At 54.9% G+C, this 18260-nt stretch carries 20 protein-coding genes; 8 read left to right on the top strand and 12 right to left on the bottom strand.

The window, feature by feature from the left end; all coding sequences use genetic code 11:
• The first annotated feature begins 109 nt into the window (after positions 1-109).
• Complete coding sequence (locus AZH53_RS10170) at positions 110-655, top strand: hypothetical protein (protein ID WP_319643410.1); 546 nt, start codon at positions 110-112, stop codon at positions 653-655.
• Positions 656-747: 92 nt separating this feature from the next.
• Here the strand turns inward: AZH53_RS10170 and AZH53_RS10165 are convergent, their stop codons facing one another.
• Positions 748-1125: a hypothetical protein gene (locus AZH53_RS10165; RefSeq protein ID WP_319643409.1), complete on the bottom strand. Its 378-nt coding sequence runs from the start codon at positions 1123-1125 to the stop codon at positions 748-750.
• Between the two features lie 129 nt (positions 1126-1254).
• Between AZH53_RS10165 and AZH53_RS10160 the strand changes: the two genes are divergently transcribed.
• Entirely contained in the window at positions 1255-1425 is a 171-nt protein-coding gene (locus AZH53_RS10160; RefSeq protein ID WP_319643408.1) for a hypothetical protein, read from the top strand.
• Positions 1426-1615: 190 nt separating this feature from the next.
• Positions 1616-2935, top strand: a complete 1320-nt coding sequence (locus AZH53_RS10155; RefSeq protein WP_319643407.1) for a Fic family protein — start codon at positions 1616-1618, stop codon at positions 2933-2935.
• Between the two features lie 104 nt (positions 2936-3039).
• On the opposite strand, the gene AZH53_RS10150 is transcribed toward AZH53_RS10155, so the two are convergent.
• Positions 3040-4008, bottom strand: a complete 969-nt coding sequence (locus tag AZH53_RS10150) for a transglutaminase domain-containing protein (protein ID WP_319643406.1) — start codon at positions 4006-4008, stop codon at positions 3040-3042.
• Between the two features lie 81 nt (positions 4009-4089).
• Positions 4090-4899, bottom strand: a complete 810-nt coding sequence (locus AZH53_RS10145) for a flavodoxin family protein (RefSeq protein ID WP_319643405.1) — start codon at positions 4897-4899, stop codon at positions 4090-4092.
• Positions 4900-5157: 258 nt separating this feature from the next.
• Here AZH53_RS10145 and cofH point away from each other — a divergent pair, with 258 nt between their 5' ends.
• Positions 5158-6243, top strand: a complete 1086-nt coding sequence (gene cofH, locus AZH53_RS10140) for a 5-amino-6-(D-ribitylamino)uracil--L-tyrosine 4-hydroxyphenyl transferase CofH (RefSeq protein WP_319643404.1) — start codon at positions 5158-5160, stop codon at positions 6241-6243.
• A 27-nt stretch (positions 6244-6270) separates the two neighbouring features.
• Here the strand turns inward: cofH and AZH53_RS10135 are convergent, their stop codons facing one another.
• From AZH53_RS10135 to thiM, 4 genes are all read right to left on the bottom strand, one after another.
• Positions 6271-6528 (bottom strand): hypothetical protein, encoded by a 258-nt coding sequence (locus tag AZH53_RS10135; RefSeq protein WP_319643403.1) that lies wholly within the window; start codon positions 6526-6528, stop codon positions 6271-6273.
• An 81-nt stretch (positions 6529-6609) separates the two neighbouring features.
• Positions 6610-7401, bottom strand: coding sequence for a DUF4097 family beta strand repeat-containing protein (locus AZH53_RS10130; protein WP_319643402.1), 792 nt, complete (start codon positions 7399-7401; stop codon positions 6610-6612).
• Positions 7402-7482: 81 nt separating this feature from the next.
• Complete coding sequence (thiE, locus tag AZH53_RS10125; protein ID WP_319643401.1) at positions 7483-8145, bottom strand: thiamine phosphate synthase; 663 nt, start codon at positions 8143-8145, stop codon at positions 7483-7485.
• Entirely contained in the window at positions 8135-8959 is an 825-nt protein-coding gene (gene thiM, locus AZH53_RS10120) for a hydroxyethylthiazole kinase (protein ID WP_319643400.1), read from the bottom strand. The genes thiE and thiM overlap by 11 nt, the downstream gene beginning before the upstream one ends.
• 603 nt (positions 8960-9562) lie before the next feature.
• On the opposite strand from thiM, the gene AZH53_RS10115 reads away from it, so the two are divergent.
• Positions 9563-10282, top strand: coding sequence for a DUF6498-containing protein (locus tag AZH53_RS10115; RefSeq protein WP_319643399.1), 720 nt, complete (start codon positions 9563-9565; stop codon positions 10280-10282).
• Between the two features lie 116 nt (positions 10283-10398).
• On the opposite strand, the gene AZH53_RS10110 is transcribed toward AZH53_RS10115, so the two are convergent.
• From AZH53_RS10110 to AZH53_RS10095, 4 genes are all read right to left on the bottom strand, one after another.
• Positions 10399-10635: a type II toxin-antitoxin system HicA family toxin gene (locus AZH53_RS10110; RefSeq protein ID WP_319643398.1), complete on the bottom strand. Its 237-nt coding sequence runs from the start codon at positions 10633-10635 to the stop codon at positions 10399-10401.
• Positions 10632-10868 carry a type II toxin-antitoxin system HicB family antitoxin gene (locus tag AZH53_RS10105; RefSeq protein WP_319643397.1) on the bottom strand — a complete coding sequence of 79 codons (237 nt, stop codon included), beginning with the start codon at positions 10866-10868 and terminating at the stop codon, positions 10632-10634. Before AZH53_RS10105 ends, AZH53_RS10110 begins: the two co-directional genes overlap by 4 nt.
• A 183-nt stretch (positions 10869-11051) precedes the next feature.
• Complete coding sequence (locus tag AZH53_RS10100; protein WP_319643396.1) at positions 11052-11609, bottom strand: GyrI-like domain-containing protein; 558 nt, start codon at positions 11607-11609, stop codon at positions 11052-11054.
• 215 nt (positions 11610-11824) lie between these two features.
• Complete coding sequence (locus AZH53_RS10095) at positions 11825-12235, bottom strand: hypothetical protein (RefSeq protein ID WP_319643395.1); 411 nt, start codon at positions 12233-12235, stop codon at positions 11825-11827.
• A 266-nt stretch (positions 12236-12501) separates the two neighbouring features.
• Between AZH53_RS10095 and AZH53_RS10090 the strand changes: the two genes are divergently transcribed.
• From AZH53_RS10090 to AZH53_RS10080, 3 genes are read left to right on the top strand one after another with little or no spacing between them, the layout of a single operon-like run.
• A complete protein-coding gene (locus AZH53_RS10090) occupies positions 12502-13278 on the top strand; it encodes an NYN domain-containing protein (RefSeq protein WP_319643394.1) in 777 nt (258 codons plus the stop codon).
• 17 nt (positions 13279-13295) lie between these two features.
• Positions 13296-14765, top strand: a complete 1470-nt coding sequence (locus AZH53_RS10085) for an AAA family ATPase (protein ID WP_319643393.1) — start codon at positions 13296-13298, stop codon at positions 14763-14765.
• A gap of 54 nt (positions 14766-14819) precedes the next feature.
• Positions 14820-17186, top strand: coding sequence for a VWA domain-containing protein (locus AZH53_RS10080; protein ID WP_319643392.1), 2367 nt, complete (start codon positions 14820-14822; stop codon positions 17184-17186).
• A gap of 231 nt (positions 17187-17417) precedes the next feature.
• Here AZH53_RS10080 and AZH53_RS10075 read toward each other — a convergent pair whose 3' ends face one another.
• A complete protein-coding gene (locus AZH53_RS10075) occupies positions 17418-18080 on the bottom strand; it encodes a hypothetical protein (RefSeq protein WP_319643391.1) in 663 nt (220 codons plus the stop codon).
• Positions 18081-18260 lie beyond the last annotated feature (180 nt).

The following is an 18260-nucleotide window of genomic DNA, read 5'->3' as shown; positions in this document are numbered from 1 at the left end:
CTCTCAGGCAACGCCTGCGGGGCGGGGGGCGGCACATCCCCCCGTCGCGGGCAATGCTATCTTTTCTTGCAGGACGACCAATGCTGGTACATACGGAGGAGTTTCGGCCATGGGTGACGATGACGAGTGCAGGATACAGGACCGGTGTGCACAGGAGGCCGACCGCATCCAGCGCTTCTTCGGCCGCCCGTTCTTCCTGAGCGCCACGATCGGCATCCCCTTCTGCGTCTTCAAGCTGCTCTTCGGCCTCACCGCCGTCCGGGTCGGGACGGGGGCGGCGGACGTCGCCGGGCTCGTCAGCACCGCCGGCCCGTCACCGTCACCGGCCCTCGCCCTCTTCGGCTGGCTCGTCGTCGCGTGGGCAGCGGCGGACCTCGCGATGAACACGGGCCGAAGCGCCCTCGACCTTGCAGGAAGGCCCGCCCCCTTCGAGTACTGCACGATTGCCCAGGCGGGACGCCTCGTGGGCCGGCCGCTCGCATTCCTCGCCATCGACACCTTCCTCTCCTTTGCGATCATCTGCCTGATGCTCTGGTCGGGGTGGATTGTCCTCCTCACGACGACCGAGGCGTACCTCTGGTATGCGGCGACGACGATGAACCTGATCAGCCTCTCGGTGGTGTCGATTTATACTGAGGTGAAGAGGGGACGGTGAGGGGGGAGAACAGCTGAGCAGGCGGTAAAGAGGTCGTGAGGATAGAATTTCACAGGTCGAATCATATCCTTCTTCGCAAAGCATACATTCACTTATTCAATTATTGGGACAGGTACAGGCGTTACATCCGAATAAGAAATCAATATCCCTAAAATCATGATATAGGCAATGCCAAGAAATAGGAGAATCCCGAGGGCGGTAAGGATCTTATTTTCAATCGGTCTCCCTGCTTTTCGTGCCCTGTAGATTTCCATTACCGAACACCCAAAAGGATACAGGATGATGCCCCAAGCGGCCAAGTACATCTCATAGAGGATAACATAAAGGATGAAAAACAGGTAATCAATAGTGCTGCCGAGATCATATTTTATATACGGTGCCCAATAGAGGGGAGTTATCAATAAAAGCCAAATAATTACCCCGATACCGAACTTCCACAGATCGAATTCAAAAAAATCTCTTATAGTCATTTTAACCGACCTCTCTGTGGTAGAATTTATTGAATATTTTCCTACCGTATGATAAGGTAGTTGCACAATCGTAAGATAACTATTACCCCATTACACTGAAGGAATACAATTATTGGTAGATCAATCCTGATGCTCTGGTCGGGGTGGATCGTCCTCCTCACGACGACTGAGGCCTACCTCTGGTATGCGGCGACGACGATGAACATCATCAGCCTCTCGGTCGTGTCTATTTATAATGAGGTGAAGCGGGGGAGGGGACGCGGACCCTCTTTTTTGTGCAAGAGTGTCAACTCCACTTGACTTACTCGCGGTGATCGGCATCTATGTCAGGTAGACCTGACATCTTGAACACCCACGCTATCATATGCACCTGCAAACAACTGTAAATTTTACAATAATTTACAGATACTTTTTTTATCACCCACGATCAATACCACCTGTAAACAACTGTAAATTTTACAATAATTTACAGTTTTTAGGAGATGTACCGATGCGAACCCCCGAAAAGCCCCCGGATGCAAACGCCCTGTATGCACACTACGGCGAGAAGTTCTCGAATTTTTTCCTCGCATACACTACCGGAGACGAGGAGATCACCGAGGCGGTGAAGCGGTACAATGAAGCCCGGTATATCCACTGGGACGACCTAAAGCGGCAGCCGCTTCCCTTTGAGCCGAAACTCTTCTGGCTGCTCCTGAAGTACATCCGCAACTATGGCGCCGCAGCCATCGACATCGGCGACGAATCGTTCAAATTCATGATGCTGGGAAAGTTCCAGCGGGAGCTCCACCTGATCGACAAGGCATCGCCCGCCCCCCTCGATGCACTGATCGGGGAGCGGCCGAGCGAGGCAAACAAGCGGCAATACCTCGCCAACTCGATTATGGAGGAGGCGATCGCGTCCAGTCAACTGGAGGGAGCGGCGACGACCCGGCAGGTCGCCAAGAAGTTCCTGCGGGAGGGGACGGCCCCGAAGAATACCTCTGAGCGGATGATCCTGAATAATTACCAGACGATCCGCACCCTGAAGGACCTGAAGGAGGAGCCGCTCACTCCCGAGCTTATCCTCACCATCCACCGGATGATTACCGAGGGGACGCTGGAGAGCCGCGAGGACGAGGTGCATCTGAGGACGTCCAACGATATCCTGGTCCGGGACAAGGTGGATTATGGTAAAATCTACCACGTCCCCCCCGATTGCACGAAGATACCCGCCATGCTCGATGATCTCTGCCGGCTTGCCAATGACGACGAGATCTTCGTGCACCCCATCGTCAAGGGGATCATCCTGCACTTCCTCGTGGGCTACATCCACCCCTTCAACGACGGGAACGGCAGGACGGCACGGGCGATCTTCTACTGGTACGTGCTCAAACACGGATACGGCCTCTTCGAGTATCTCTCCATATCGCGTATCTTCGTCACCGCTCCGGCAAAATACACGAAGGCCTACCTCTACACGGAGACCGACGAGAACGACATGACCTACTTCATCGATTACAACATCACCATCATCTCGCGGGCGATGGAGGAGCTTAGGCAGTATATCGAGGAGACGCGGGCGGAACAGCGGAACGCCATCACGCTTCTCGAAGAGATGCCAGAGATCTCATTCCGGCAGGCGGAAATCCTCAAGGATTTCATCCGCCACCCGGACCGCCCCTACACGATCAGCGAGATCGCCGGGAAATACAAAATATCGCTCCCGACGGCCCGAAGCGACCTCCTCGGTCTGGTGGAGATGGGGCAGCTGCGGAAGATCAGGGACGGGAAGAGGTGGGTGTTTTTGTTGGAGAGAGGGGCTGTATAGGAACGGAGTGGCGAGTAATCCGGTTCATGCCCCCGATTTACATTAGGGGATAATAGCTATCTTTGAATTTTTACTCTATCAAAATATATCATTAAATTTTTATATCATTTTGATTTAATTTTCTTAAAAATAACATAAAATTCAAAACATACAACAATTGTAATTAATGTGAAGACTATATTTAGAACATTTAATTTCTGAGTTCTGGGGTCTAAATAGAGACTTGTTGATTCATTTCCAATAATTATGGCATATCCCGTATCTTCGTATAATATGTAAGGATTCATGCTGTTTTTCTCAGCAGTAACGAAATACCCCTTTTCTCCAAGACTTATGGTATAATTTGAGGTATTTGCATGTATGACTATATCACGCCTTGAGCTATTGGGAGTGATAACAATTTTATTGATATTTTCCGGAGTAATAACAGAAAGATTGCCCAGATTAAGATAATTTTGGGATACTACCTCATTACTTCCGTAAACCAAAATTTGTGAATATCCGTTATACCAAGATAGATCATTATATATTTCTGGGTTATTAAACCAAGAATTCTCATAATCATCACCATCACGATAATAATGGTAAAACAGAGTTGGATCCACATGAATCCAAGAATCATTTAGAAACACTTCGTTCCAAAAATGATCCTCGCAATTTGTGAATACAATTCTTGAAGTGAACCCTGCTTTTGAAGCGGTTTCGTTGAATATTAACGCCAATTCATAACAAGCTCCAATATTATAATATACCGCTCTGTATGGATCTGAGGAAGATATTATTGATCTAAATCGAGGATTTGTTTCTTTGAACGAAATATTCCCATAATAATCGAAAATAATAAAATTATAGTGATTTTTTTGACTATATGTCTGATAATAATCATCTACAATAAATACAAGAATTTTTTCAATTTTGTCTTTTTTATTAGATTCATTGGAAGATTGCTCAACAATATCTGAAATTATTTTTTCACCACCAATATGTGCTGTTCTACACTCAGACAATGTCAAAACAGCTACTAGGATTACCGCTAAAGTTAGAAGAAAAATAAGAATATATTTTATTTGCATCAAATTACGGTAGATTTGTATCATAATATACTTTTATTCCAAATTAATCGGGGAGGCACAAATTCGTTCCAATAACCCTCCTCACTCCCCCATCTCCTCCGCAACCTTCCTCGCATTCCGTCGCACCGACCACTCCATGACCGTCCCTGCCATGTGATAGACCGGGTTGACCCGCACGCCCTCGACGAAGTACTTCGTCCCCTTCTCCAGCCAGCCCCGCTCCTTCCAGTACCGGTAATCGGCGGGGAAGGTCTTCCCCATCTCGGCGAAGGTGCCCCGCTGGCCGTGGAAGAGCATGATATCCTGAAACGAGGGGGAGGGGCGTTCCGGCCGCCGGAGGGCCTCGAAGAAGGCGTCCGCCGCGGCCGCAAGTTTCCTCTCATTCGCCTCCGCCTGTGACGGCGGCAGGGGTTCGGCGAGGGTGGTGAGCCCCGCCCGGTGGGCGACCGTAAACCCCCAGACCGTCGCGACGAGGTCCATGTACTTGAGCACGTCCTTATGCCCCAGCATCCCGGTCGTCGTGACGAGAAGCGCCGTCTTGCCAAAGAACCGCGGGCGGTGGAAGATGTAGGCGAAGCGGTCGACGAAGGTCTTGAAGAGGCCGGTGACGTTCATGCCGTAGACCGGCGAGGCAAAGACGACGCCGTCGGCCTCGTGCATCCGGGCCTCGATCGCCGCGGCCTCGTCTTTGATCGGGCAGCGCTCCTCTCCCCACGTAAAACAGTTGAAGCACCCCCGGCACTCGGCGAGCCCCGCGTCTGCAAGCATCAAATAGGAAAACGAGAGCTCCTCGCCCGGCGAAAGGCGCCCCCGCATCAGTTCTTCAATCCGCTGCACCGCCCGGTAGGTGTTGCCCTTCCGGGGACTTCCCATCACAACGAGGATCTTCACCCGCTCTCTCCTCCCGGATGACTCTCTTTTTCCGTAAGAAGAAATACCTTCCCCGGCCCCCGCCGGTCGCCCGCGGGGAGGGGCCGGAATGCACGCTCACGGGGAGCGGCCTTCATGCGCATTCACGGGCCGCCGGTACAGAAGGGTAAAGATCCCGCGGCCGGTTTCCTGCACCGGGAGAAATTGTTCCACCGGAAGGACCGCTCTAGGGAGTGGTGCGGGAAAGTGCTATACCACCCCGCCTGTTCATATGAAAGTATGCCGAACCGGCAGAGCATCCTGGACGACGTCCTGTCAGGGCACGTCCTCTCGGAAGAGGAGGCGCAGGGTCTCCTCGAAACAAGGGACCGCGGGATATTCGCCATCGCAGAGGCGGCCGACATGCTGCGGGCCGACCGCTGCGGCGATGCGGTCACGTACGTGCGAAACCAGAACATCAACGTCACCAACTGCTGCGTGAACGCCTGCGGGTTCTGCGGGTTTCGCCGGAATCCCGGTGATCCGGGCAGCTACTTCTTTGGGGAGGACGTCATCCGGAATAAGGTGCGGGAGGCACGGGAGCGGGGTGTCACCGAGATCTGCACCGTCTCCGGCCTGCACCCGGACTTTACGGCGGAGTCGTACACGGACCTCTTCCGGCTGATCCGCGAGGAGGCGCCAAACGTCCACATCCACGCCTCCAACCCGATGGAGGTCGCCTACGGGGCGCAGAAGAGCGGGATTTCCACCGTGGAGATGCTCGAGCGGATGCAGGCGGCGGGGCTCGGCACCCTCTGCGGGACGGCCGCGGAGATCCTCGCGGACCCGGTGCGACGGGTGATCTGCCCCGGCAAGATCGATACCGCGACGTGGATACGGATCATCAAGGAGGCGCACCGCCTCGGCATTCCGACGACGGCGACCATCATGTACGGCCACGTGGAGACGCCCGCGGACATCGTCGCCCACCTGAAGATTATACGGGACATCCAGGAGGAGACGGGGGGCTTCACTGAGTTCGTGCCGCTCTCGTTTGTCCACTCCAACACCCCCCTCTACCGGCAGGGCGTTGCACGGGCGGGGGCGACCGGACGGGAGGACCTCCTCATGTACGCCGTCTCCCGCCTGTACCTCCACACCATCGACAACATCCAGGTATCATGGGTGAAGCACGGCGTCAAGTTCGCCCAGCTCGCCCTCCTCGCGGGCGCAAACGATCTCGGCGGGACGATGTTCGAGGAGTCGATCTCCAAGGGGGCGGGGGCGACGGACACCGACTACCTCGACCCGGCCGAGATGGAAAGAATCGCATCCGATATCGGGCGGCCGCTCGTGCAGCGGACGACGCAGTACGGGGTTCCCTGAGGGCCCCTTTCTGCCCGCACCGCAGGGTCACTTCTTCAGCGCCGACCCCTTCACGGTGAACGTCCCGCCGTGCATATTGATCCACTGTGCTTCCACGACGCCGACGTGCCGGCCGCAGCCGGGGCAACAGACACCCATCACTCTGCCCGTGCCGCCCTCCTCCTCTCTCCGGACGGTATGGTCGCTCGAGATACGGGTCTTCCAGCAGTGGAGGAGGCGGCCCTTGCCGATCTTCTGGTACCGGAAGAGCTTCGCCCCGCAGTCGGCGCAGTGGACGGTGATCATTCTTAACAGACGTCTCTGGCAGACGATCGCATATGCATTTGCACCCCGAAAACCGGGGTGTCACGGACGCAAAAAAAAAGATCAGAGGGCGGTGAGGTTCACGTCGCCGTTCGTGCACTCGACGGTGAGCCTGTAGATGCCCGCCCCGAGGACGCCTGTGGCGTCCGTCCCCGTCGGCCCCACCTCAAGGTCGAGCCCCTCGACCGAGACGACGCCGTTTTTGGTGGCGACGGAGAGGATGGCGTCGAGGGAGGGGCCCATCGCGAGGACGATGTCGCCGCCCTCCCCTTCAATGACGACATCCCTGTCGATATCCCGGACCTCCGCCTCGATTGCGCCGTTCTTTACCGAGAGGTCGCCTATGCCCGTCGTCTCCCGTACCTCGAGGTCACCGTTCTCGACCGCCGCCACCACGGAGCCGTCGACATCCCGAATGAACACATCGCCGTTGAAGCAGGAGACGGAGACGTCCCCTTTGGTCTCTTCGATCCGGACATCGCCGTTTGACACCGTCACGGCATCGACGGTGACATACGGGGGCACGGTGATCGCCATGTCGACCGTGACCCGTGGCGGGAGGACGGAGGTCCATTTCGCCCGGATCTTCAGGAGGTCGCCTTTGGTCGCGGAGATCTCCACCTTCTCCAGCTCCTCCGCGCCTGCCCGGCTCCTCTTGACGACATGGAGGACGACGTCCCGCACATCCCCGCGGGTAATCGTGACCGACCCGGTGGGATTCTCCACGGAAACGACGGTCTTCTCGTTGGCCCGGTATTTCTCGTCGAAGGTGGCGGTCACCTCCGGGCCCGTCCCGCCGTCGGTGCAGCCGCAGGCGAGAGCCATGAGTACGAGTGCCAGAATCACGACTACCATACGCACTCCCTTCACCACGGACTTCCACCCCACCCGAACAACATCTCGCTCATCAACAATTAAGGTATGCCGGGACCCCGCTCAGCGGAGCGCCCGTGCCCCCTCGATCTCCGATGCCATCTCACGGGCGGCGACCGTGACATCCTCTGCTGCAATGACCGCGGAGATCACCGCCGCCGAGTCGGCGCCCGCCCGGATGACCGAGGCGACATTTGCGGTGGTGATGCCGCCGATGGCGACGAGCGGGACGGGGACAGCCCCCCGTATTGCCGAAAGGAGGGCAAGCCCGCGGGCGGGACCGGCGTCCGCCTTCGAGCCGGTGGGAAAGACGGGACCGAGGGCCACGTAGTCCGCCCCCTCGTCGACCGCCCGGCAGGCCTCCACGACCGAGCCGACCGAGACGCCGATGAGAAAGTCCGCTCGTCCGGCGGCCTTCGCTGCCGCCCGTGCGGCGGGAACGGAGCCGTCGTCCTGCCCGAGGTGGACGCCGTGGGCGCCCGCGGCGAGGGCGGCATCGAGGGAGTCGTTCACGACAAATATGGTGTCCGTGCCGGCAAGCGCCTCTCTCACCGCGAGGGCCTCGGCGAGGAGGGCGTCCCCTTCGAGGTGCTTGTCGCGGAGCTGGATGATGCCCGCACCGCCCGCAACGGCGGCGGCCGCCTGCTCGGCATGGGAGCGGCCTTTCCCCAGGGCGGGGTCGGTGACGACGTAGAGGGCCGGAATGGCGGTCCCGTCAGCGGGCATCCGCATCCCTCACGTCGGCGTGGCGGGCGAGGTCGTCTTCGGTGAGGGTTGCCATCTCGTCGAAGAGGGCGGTCCTAAAGGAGTAGGGCCCGCGGGCGACCTCGGCCGCCCGTTCCCCGGCCCGGCCGAAGGCGGCGCAGGCGGCGGCGCAGGCGGTGAGGAGATCGTCCCCTGCGGCCGCAAAGGCGCCCACGACCGAGGCGGTCATGCACCCGGTTCCCGAGAGGCGGTCCATCATCGGGTGGCCGTTTGCGGCGGCAAGCGTGCGCTCGCCGTCCGAGATGTAGTCGACGGGGCCCGTCATCACGACGAGGGTGCCGAAGCGCCTTGCACAGGCGGCCGCAACCGCCGCCGGGTCGCCCTCGCACCCGGCCGAGTCCACGCCGCGGACCTCCCCGCCGGTTCTCGCAAGGACGCCGATCTCTCCGGCGTTGCCCTTCAGGACCGCGATGTCGAGCTCGGCGAGGAGGCGCTCCGCGGCCTCCGTGCGCATCGCGGTCGCCCCGGCCCCGACCGGGTCGAGGATGACGGGGATGCCGCGGGCGTTTGCGGCCTTTCCGGCGATGAGCATCGATGCAATCTGGCCCGTCGTGAGCGTCCCGATGTTGAGGACGAGGACGGAGGCGATGCCCGCCATCTCCGCCGCCTCCTCGGGGGCGGCCGCCATCACGGGCGCTGCTCCTGCGCAGAGGGTGATGTTGGCGCAGTCGTTGATGGTGACGGCGTTGGTGATGTGGTGGACGAGCGGTCGGGCGGTGCGGACGGCGGTGAGATAGGGTGCGATGGTGGCGGGGTCGATGGTGGGTGTGTCCATGGTGTTCACCGAAAGTTGGTATGGTATTTGTGCTGAAGTGTAAGAAGGGTTTTCACCGTGGCAATGCGGGGGGGCGGGTGAGGCCGGGCCCACGGCGAAGGCCGGGGCGTACGGCTTTCGAAAAAGACCGCCCTTCTTCAAGAGCCGGCACACTACATTTCCAGGTGAGTATCCATGGGAATGTGCCAAAATATTTAATAATATTATTACTAAAGTATTTTATCTAAGATATTGTAGAGAGCAGTCCAAAACATGGTTGACAGCCGGGGATAAATATATATCCATTCCATCGCATATCCACTGAATTGGAATTTTTCACAGATTCCCAAGATCCTATCAAAAGGTGACCATATTGGCAAAGAACCAGAAAAATGACGTAAAGACCCCGACCGCCGCCCCGACCAAAGCAGGCAATGCCGCACAGGCAAAGCCCGGCAACAAGGCGAACTCCAAATCAAAAAAATAATTTCTTTTTTTGAAAATAATCCGCCTCATCCAATCGTGGACGTTCATATTGAATAATATGAAAAATTAAATTTTTATTTTAGAATTCACCCCCGGGAAAACCGACTGCTCTATCACTCCCAACCGATACTCCTCTTTATGAACGGCAGGAAGGGGGCGGCAGTCCTGGCTGGCATGCGCCCGGTCGATACGACGGTCCTCTCCCTTGTCGCCGCCAACCTCGTTGCGATCGTCCTCGCCCTCGCCGGGGGCTGGAGCCTTGCGACGGTCATCTTCATCTACTGGGCCCAGAGCGTGATCATCGGGGTCTTTACGGTCGCACGGATCCTCTCCCTCGACATCGGTGGGGTTGCGGTGCCCACGACCGCCACATCCGGCCCGGCCGCCGTCCCCGCGTGGTTTGCCCGGTACGGCACATGGGCTTTGGCGGGCTTTTTTGCCCTCCACTACGGCCTCTTTCACTTCGGCTACCTCGAGTTCATCGATATCTTCGCGTTCTCCGCCGGAGAGGCCCCGTGGACGCAGCCGGGCGTTCTTCTCGCCTGCGGCGTCTTCTTCGCAAACCACCTCTACTCCTTCCTCTATTACCGGGTGCAGCGGCCGAACGTGCCCGTCACGGCAGACACCGTCAAGGAGATCTTCGTTGCCCCCTACGCACGGATCATCCCGATGCACATCACGATCATCGTCGGCGGGTTTGCGTCCCTCGTCCTCGGGGCCGTCGGGTTCGATGCAACGCCCTTCATCCTCGTCCTCTTTTTGGGGCTGAAGACCTACGTGGACGTGAGGATGCACGTGGGAAAGCACGGCGGGTGGACGGACTTTACTGGCGGCGAGGCTGCCGGTAGCCGGGTGTAGAGGAGGCGACAAGAGACGCTCCGGCCAGTAAAGTGCATTTCCGGATGCCGATAATACGGCATGCCTTCTTTAGATGAACAATGATGAGAGCTATCAATGATCCGGAGCAGTTTCGCTTAATTCAGGCCCATAAATTCTTCCTTTGTGAGATGTGCCTGTTTCAGAATTGAGATGAGTGTTCCCCGGGGTACAGGATCCCGCTTGGGAATAATTACGAGGAGTTTCTTACCGGCATCGTCCACCTTATAGAGCGCCGTATGACTTCCCTTGCCCTGCCGGGGTGCAACTACAAATCCGGCTTTTATGAGTTTCTGTTGTATGACATCCGATGAAAGAAGGGGGAGTTTTGTCATCCCTCGACCTCGATCACCGAGGTAAATTTATGACGGGATGTCAGGGATGGTTCAAGGTCCTGAATGATACCCAGAACGCGTGCATTTTCCAGGGATAATTCGATTGCCTCCTGAATATTATCAAGCGCTTCCTGCGGGGAATCGCCACAACTGGCTACCTCCAGTTCCTGACAGCGGGATACATATACCCCGTCTTCTTCCCATATTGAAACGGTCAGACGCATTTTTGTCATATTTTCTCCCGGTTCCTACGTAATAATTCAACCATAGAATATAAAATCTGCCGCACCGGCACGGATGAGGCCTATAACATTTACTTTTTCCTTCCTCCTGACGTTCTGCGGTCTGATGGATGCCCGGTTGTTGCCAGGGATACCTGCTCACAATGTTGCTCAATGGCTCCGGAAAAAGATGTGTTACCCGACCGGCACGTAGATCTCCGTCAAAATCTCCTCCTCCCCCACCTCGGACGGGTCGTTGAGGTAGACCTCGCGAATCGGGCCGGTGATGATCCTGCCGTGTGCTTCGATCCACGCGAAGAGCTCGTTGTAGGTCGATTCGCTCGTTTCATACGGCCCCTTGTGCACGGCCGTCGCCATCGGTCCGCCGGGGAGCTCGTAGCAGGCGATCGTCTCTCCCCCTTCCGTCGAGACAGGGACGCCCGCCGGCGGTGCGGGTGTTGGTGCCGGTACTGGTACTGGTGCGGATGCAGGTGCGGCCGGTCCCGGCTCCGGAACACCGATCGGGACGACGACCTCGACGTCGGCGGTCCCTGCCTCCATCGCCTGCATCACCTCCTCGGGCGAGGTCTCGTGGCAGAGGAAGGTCGGCATGCCGGCCCCTTCGATGCCGTGTGCCTCCACGTAGACGTAGATCTCCATGATCATCTGCGGGATCAGCTCCTGGTAGCGGCCCCGGCGGCGCAGGCCGAGGACGGTCTGGGGGAGGATGTCCTTGATCGTGATGTCGGTCATGTGATCGGGGGAGTTGGCGAATGTGGTATAAATGGGTTGGGGGTGCGAAGCGAGGCTATACCGCATCTATTCGGGGGGAGGAATAGGGGATGTCATTCGGGGGGAGAACCGGTGGACGCCATCTATTCAGGGAGGGATTGCCATCGCCCAGCGGGCCGGATGAGAGGGGACATCGCAGTGCGGACAAGCGACGAGGAGCGAAAATTGGTCCGGGGTCAGAAGATCCCGCTTCGCAGCGACGTCAGGTCGTCGTCTGACGCATCCTCCCGGCCGCGGGGAAACACTCTCGTTTTCTCCCGCCGCGGCCCGGGCCGCTCTTCGACGATCCCGAGGGTCGGGGCGGGGACGCTCGCCGGGAGATAGGAGGCGACCGAGTCCTTTGGTATCCGGTACTCACTCTCCTCGAATCGGACGAGAAACGCGTCCTCCCCCGGACTGCCGGTCACCTCACCGATGATATGCCCGGCGGTGCTCCGCACGAACGCCGACGGGAGCTCTCCCTCCGATATCTTCAGCAGGTCGACATCGTTGATCTGGAAGGCGACGGGAGGAACGCCGTCACAAGAGAACTGCAGCTGGCACCTGAAGAGCCCCGGAGGAAGCTTCTTTATTTTGAATGACCCCATGTTTTTCACCCGCGTAATTTCTATAAAAATGATTAGTTTGAAACTGGTTTATAGAGGGATAAAGGTATGGGGGGTTTTGAGGAGGAGGAGGAGGAGATGTGGCAAATGTTGAGGAGGGAGAGGTTTGTGTGCGTATACCATGAAAGAACGATGGGATGTTCAAGGCGGTAGCTCCGTTTGAGAAGGCCATATGAATTACATTACCATTATAATCAAAATTCAATTCACAACGTCAAATATATCGTGTGTACCGCCAATCACCCCATATGGAATATATCGCACGCCCGATAACTGAACAAAAACGTTTAGCGGTTTTAATTGATGCAGATAACGCTCAACCGGCAATAATCGAGAATCTGCTTCAGGAAATTGCAAAATATGGTTCGGCAACCGTGAAGAGAATTTATGGCGACTGGACATCTTCAAATCTTAGCGGGTGGAAGGAATCCCTTCTGAAATATTCGATTCAACCGATCCAGCAATTTGGTTATACTACCAAAAAAAATTCAACCGACAGTGCCTTGATCATCGATGCAATGGACCTTCTCTATGCCGGGAACCTGGACGGGTTCTGCATCGTATCGAGCGACAGCGACTTCACCCGGCTTGCCAGCCGCCTGCGTGAATCCGGAAAGATAGTATATGGCTTTGGCGAGAAGAAGACACCCAAGCCATTTGTCGAGGCGTGCGACAAATTCACCTATACGGAGATTCTGCGAACCGAAATAGAGGCGATAGTTGATGAACCAGCCAAGACCCCTGTCTCCCAGAAATCCGCCAACGACCTGAAGGGGGATACCAAGCTCGTAAACCTCCTCCGCAACAGCGTTGAGGACTCATCCGGTGAGGATGGATGGGCGAATCTTGCGGATGTTGGCCAGACGATCCAGAATGTCTCACCCGATTTCGATGCGAGAAATTATGGATTCAAGAAACTGAGCGGGCTATTTCGGGCAATCGGGCTCTTCGACATTGAAGAAAAGGAGAACCCGTCATCCCAGGTGAAGGTGGTTTATGTGCGGGATAAGCGGTTGAACAAGTAATGCAGAGGAAAGGATAAATGAAGCAGAAACTTGAAACATTGATCGAAGCGTACCAAGGCCATTTTGTTGAGCGTGAAGACGAGATCAAGGGTGCATTTCTGGCAATACTTGCCAATGAAAACCTCCTCTTCCTCGGCCCGCCGGGAACGGCAAAGACCTATCTCGCCCAGAACATATGCAGCAGCATCGATGATGCCGAATTCTTTTACTACCTTTTGACCCGTTTTACGACCCCGGAAGAAATATTCGGGCCGCTTTCACTGAAGGCGCTTGAGGAGGATGAGTTCAGAAGAAAGACTGACGGGTGCCTGCCAACCTCCCACATCGGATTTCTGGATGAGATCTTCAAGGCAAACAGTTCAATCCTCAACAGCCTGTTAACTCTCCTCAACGAGCGAAAATTCCACAATGGACCCAATGTTGTCTCCACACCACTGTTGTCGATATTCGGCGCATCAAACGAACTTCCGGAGGAAGATGAGAATCTCGAGGCGCTCTATGACCGGTTCCTCTTCCGGTATGAGGTGAAACCCATCTCTTTTGAGGAGAACCTCAGGAAGCTGATCTTTGAAAGTCCTGAGACCTTCTTGCCGCCGAAAAACCTCTCGGTGGATGAAATTCGTGCCATCAGGGAGCAGGCAAAAGATGTCGAATTTTACGAAGATGCCATGGACATCCTCATGGCCATACGCAGAGAGCTGACAAAGGTCGGCGACGGCGGGACGCAGATCTACATCTCTGACCGCCGCTGGAAGAAGATTGTACACGTCCTGAAAGTGGCGGCAGCGGCGCAGGGGCATACGAAGGTAAACCGCTCCATGCTCCTGCTCCTCGAGCATTTGCTGTGGGACCACCCGGACCAGAAGAACGCCATCAGGCGCATCGTTATTGAATTGACGATGTCCGGCGGGCAAAGCTACGATGATCTCGAAGAGAAAATTAAGGGCCTTGACCCGAAAAAATACTCGAACAAAAAGATACACCTTCCTGTACCAGTTACTCATGTTTCTTCAGCGAGGAATAATACAACCGTAGCGACTCTCGAGGAAGTGAAGGAAGTATGTAGAAGAGGCGGTAATGGCTATAATGACGGACGTCCCTTCCGCATGCAAAATAAATATTATTCCTTTGATGAACTGATAGAGGCACTTCGAATAGAATATGGAATTGATTCAAAACTGGAGATGAAAGACAGCTTCGTTGGTTACCTTGCTGAAGTGGCTAAATTACGGTTTGAATTCCTTGCGTTGGAAAAATTCAATACGAAATATTTTGACCACTTCAAACGGGACCTGGAAAAAAATATCTGGACAAATTCACGTGATGTAGACGAGGTCGTCGTATACCATCAGAAGGAGCTGTCCCGGATACAACACCTTGATAAAGAAATTTCAAAACTTGAAAGAATTAAAAAAATTGAAGATTTACAAAAAAATGAGGATGACCAGCGTACGAATCAAAGAAATTACAACGTGTTCGGTTATTGATTCCGGTCGGCATTTGCATGATTTCACCATAATACGAATATGGGTTGATCCACAATGGCGTATGATAGAAATGTGAAGGATATCTGCAGCGAGAAGGCTCTTGAACTAACTCGTAATTCGCGTAACAGTCTCCCTGCAAAAGCCAAGGAAGAGATTGCAGAAATCTTCATCAGCGACCTCACCGGCAACAACGGCTACGAAATACGGGACCGCAATCTCTTCATCCAAAAATACGGAATTTTTTATCCCATCTTCCACCTCATCCACCATTCCGACGAATGGAAACATCTCAAGGAAATCGCCCTCGAATCACCGGAAGTTGCAGGGGATATCGTACAGAAGTTTCTCAACAATGTATTCGATTTTCTCGCTGCATCGCCGTCCCGCTTTTCCAATCTCCCTGACAATATCGATGAATCCCTGAGCAGCATCCTCATGGAATTCATGGACCTGCTTGCATCCTCACAGGACCTGTGGGGGCGGCACTTTCCCGACAAAATTGAACCTCAAGATCCAAACCAGACCAACTCCGATGCATTGGCCGAGCTTTCTGAAATTCTCGAGCAGTTGAAAGAATTGGGGGACCTTCACTCACCGGAACTCTCTACGGATCTTGACCATCTCTCATCGATACTCAGCACATGGAGTGGTCCAGATGATCTTAAGGAAAGCGTACAGAATTCTGATCTGAGCGAAGCAATTCAAAATCTGAAGGAAATAATCGCCACCCCACCGGATGCGACTCAAGGTGACGAACCTGATGAAGAGGGAGAAGGGAAGCCAGGTGGCGGAGAAGATGAGGAAACCCCGTCTGAAATGGAGGGAGAAGGGAAGCCAGGCAGTGGAGAAGATGATGGAACCCCGACTGAAATGGAGGGAGAGGGGAAGCCAGGCGGTGGAGAAGATGATGGAACCCCGACTGAAATGGAGGGAGAAGGGAAGCCAGGCGGTGGAGAAGATGATGGAACCCCGTCTGAAATGGAGGGAGAAGGGAAGCCAGGCGGTGGAGAAGATGATGGAACCCCGTCTGAAATGGAGGGAGAAGGGAAGCCAGGTGGTGGAGAAGATGATGGAACCCCGTCTGAAATGGATGGTGATGATCAGGGAAGTGCACCGGAGGAGAGCTCTCAATGGGGGACGAGGCAGGGAGAAGGTGAACCATCCCAGGCCCAGCCAGATACCGACGGTACCTCCGAAGCGGGAAAGACGGGAGAGCCGGCAAGTGATCAATCTCATACGGAACCGGCTGACGGGGCAAAGAATGATGCGGACAGTACTGCATCGAAGATTGAAGAATTATCCGCGACAATCGATGATATTCTCGAGCAGGAATCCAATAAAGAGGATTCTGAACAGCTGAACCAACCCAATGATAACATCGACCGGTTCCTCTCGAATACCGCAAAATCTTCGTTTTTAAAGGCACAGGTGTCCCAACAGATCTTAAAACCTCTTGGAAATGACATCTCAGCGATCAAACCCCACATTGAGACGATTGAATTTTTGACCGCACTCTATCCGGGGAGGGGAATGGACCTCTCGATGTCGCCCGTTCATGCAACTTACATCAACAATCTCGAGAGATATGCGGCGATCGTCCAGAAGAACGATGACCTGAAAAAAATGGTCGAGTTGTTCGGCCGCATCGAACTCGAATATGGCCTCAGGAAGATCTCCATCTCCCCTTCTGGGAAGACCGAGATGCATTCGGTGACCCTGTCCAATGACATTTCGCGTATGCTCCCGATGGAGGCCTCAAAACTCCACCACCCGACACTAAGAAAGAAATTCTATGCGGATCTCACCGAGGGGCGGCTCCTGTCCTATCAGCTCCGGGGAAAACACTGGGCAGACGGGACGCCGAAGAAGCGAAAGCGCGGGCCGGTGGTTGCGATGGTGGATACCTCCGGCTCGATGAGCGGTGCCCCGGAGACGCTTGCAAAGGCAATCATCCTCGCGATAACGAAGAGAATGCTCAAGGACCGCCGTGATGTGAAGGTCATTCTCTTCTCCGGGCCGGGATGCAATACCGAGATCGAGCTGACTTCGCGTAGAAAAATGGCAGACACGTTCCTGCAGTTCATTCAGCAGGGATTCCGCGGGGGGACGGACTTCAACACAGCCCTCAGAACCGGCCTTGATTCCCTCTCGGAACCGGAATATGAAGGGGCAGACCTGCTCTTTATAACAGACGGCCTCGGAGGTGTGACCGATCGCTCCCTCGTGGACAGATGGACAGAATTCAAGGAGACCAAGGATGCGAGAATTTTTTCCTGCATCGTCGGCAATGACGACGCCGGCGGACTGAACGAGATATCCGACAATATCTATTACTTCTCAGGAAACGGATGGGCGGCAGGATCAAGTCCGGCACACATGATAAAGATCATCCAGGGCGAGAGAAACGTGGATAGAATTTAACCCCCCCTTCCTTATTTTCCAGGGACCTTCCCTGGTTAATGATAAGATTTCCCGGCCAAGTGCCTCGAGGGGGGACCGGGCGATCGTGTTTTTTCCACGCCGCCACACCAATACATCATTGTTTTTTAATATATTTCTGTTGATTTAGCCCACGGAGAGGCCGTCGAGACTCTCTTCAATCCCGATTCTCGTTATCGTTTAATGTGCCAGAAAAATGAGAGAGATGGAGATCTAATCCCTGCACCGGAGGCAAATTCCTACTGCGCAGGCAAACCCGGCAATCGCCAGGAGTCCGGTGAAGCCGGAAACCGGCAATGTGGGAATTTCACTCGTTGCCTGAATCGGGGTGGAGAACGCATCCGAACCGGACAGGTGCCATTCGGCCTTCTTTCCATCCACGATATCCGCATTCGATTCGACGATCGTCCCCGGCATCTCCAGGTAGTAATGAACGCCGATGCCACTGAGCATCGCCTTTGAATAGTCATCCGACGTGTCTATCTCTTCGTTGGTGGCGAAACGCGAGTCCTCATACACCATCATGCCGTCTACCTTCTCGATACGTAATTTGTCGGCGTCGTCCGATTCGAGGATTGCCGTGCTTTCAAAGCTCATCGTGACCGTGTCCCCGTCCCAGGACTCGGAGTATTTGAAATCCCCTTGATTTTCACTTTCAGCGAGCATGTAACTCTGCACGGAAGAATATCCATCTTCTTTGGCCTGTTCTTTTACCATGTTATAGACAAACTGGGTTGTCTCGACATCCATTCGGTAATAACTTATCGTCGCATCGGATTCGACCGTGGAATGAACGGTGGCGGTAAAACAGCCGCAGGTGAAAACGACAGCCAACACAAGAAGGAGCAATGACACAATGATCTTTTTTGACACCATATTTTTTTATTTATACCATTATCAACGATAAAACTTATTGGAGATTATTTGCAAGAATTATATTGAATAAGGAATCCTAATCATCTATGCTTCCGCGGATATTAGGCCAGCATTTGCAGGGAATTTCTCCACTCTCCTCAACTTGTTTTGATTGACCGAGATCATCCGAGCCAATACCCC

This window comes from Methanovulcanius yangii (assembly GCF_018687785.1).
Lineage (GTDB): Archaea > Halobacteriota > Methanomicrobia > Methanomicrobiales > Methanomicrobiaceae > Methanovulcanius > Methanovulcanius yangii.
The sequence above is the reverse complement of the archived record's forward strand: the minus strand, read 5'-3'. Positions and strand labels throughout refer to the sequence as shown.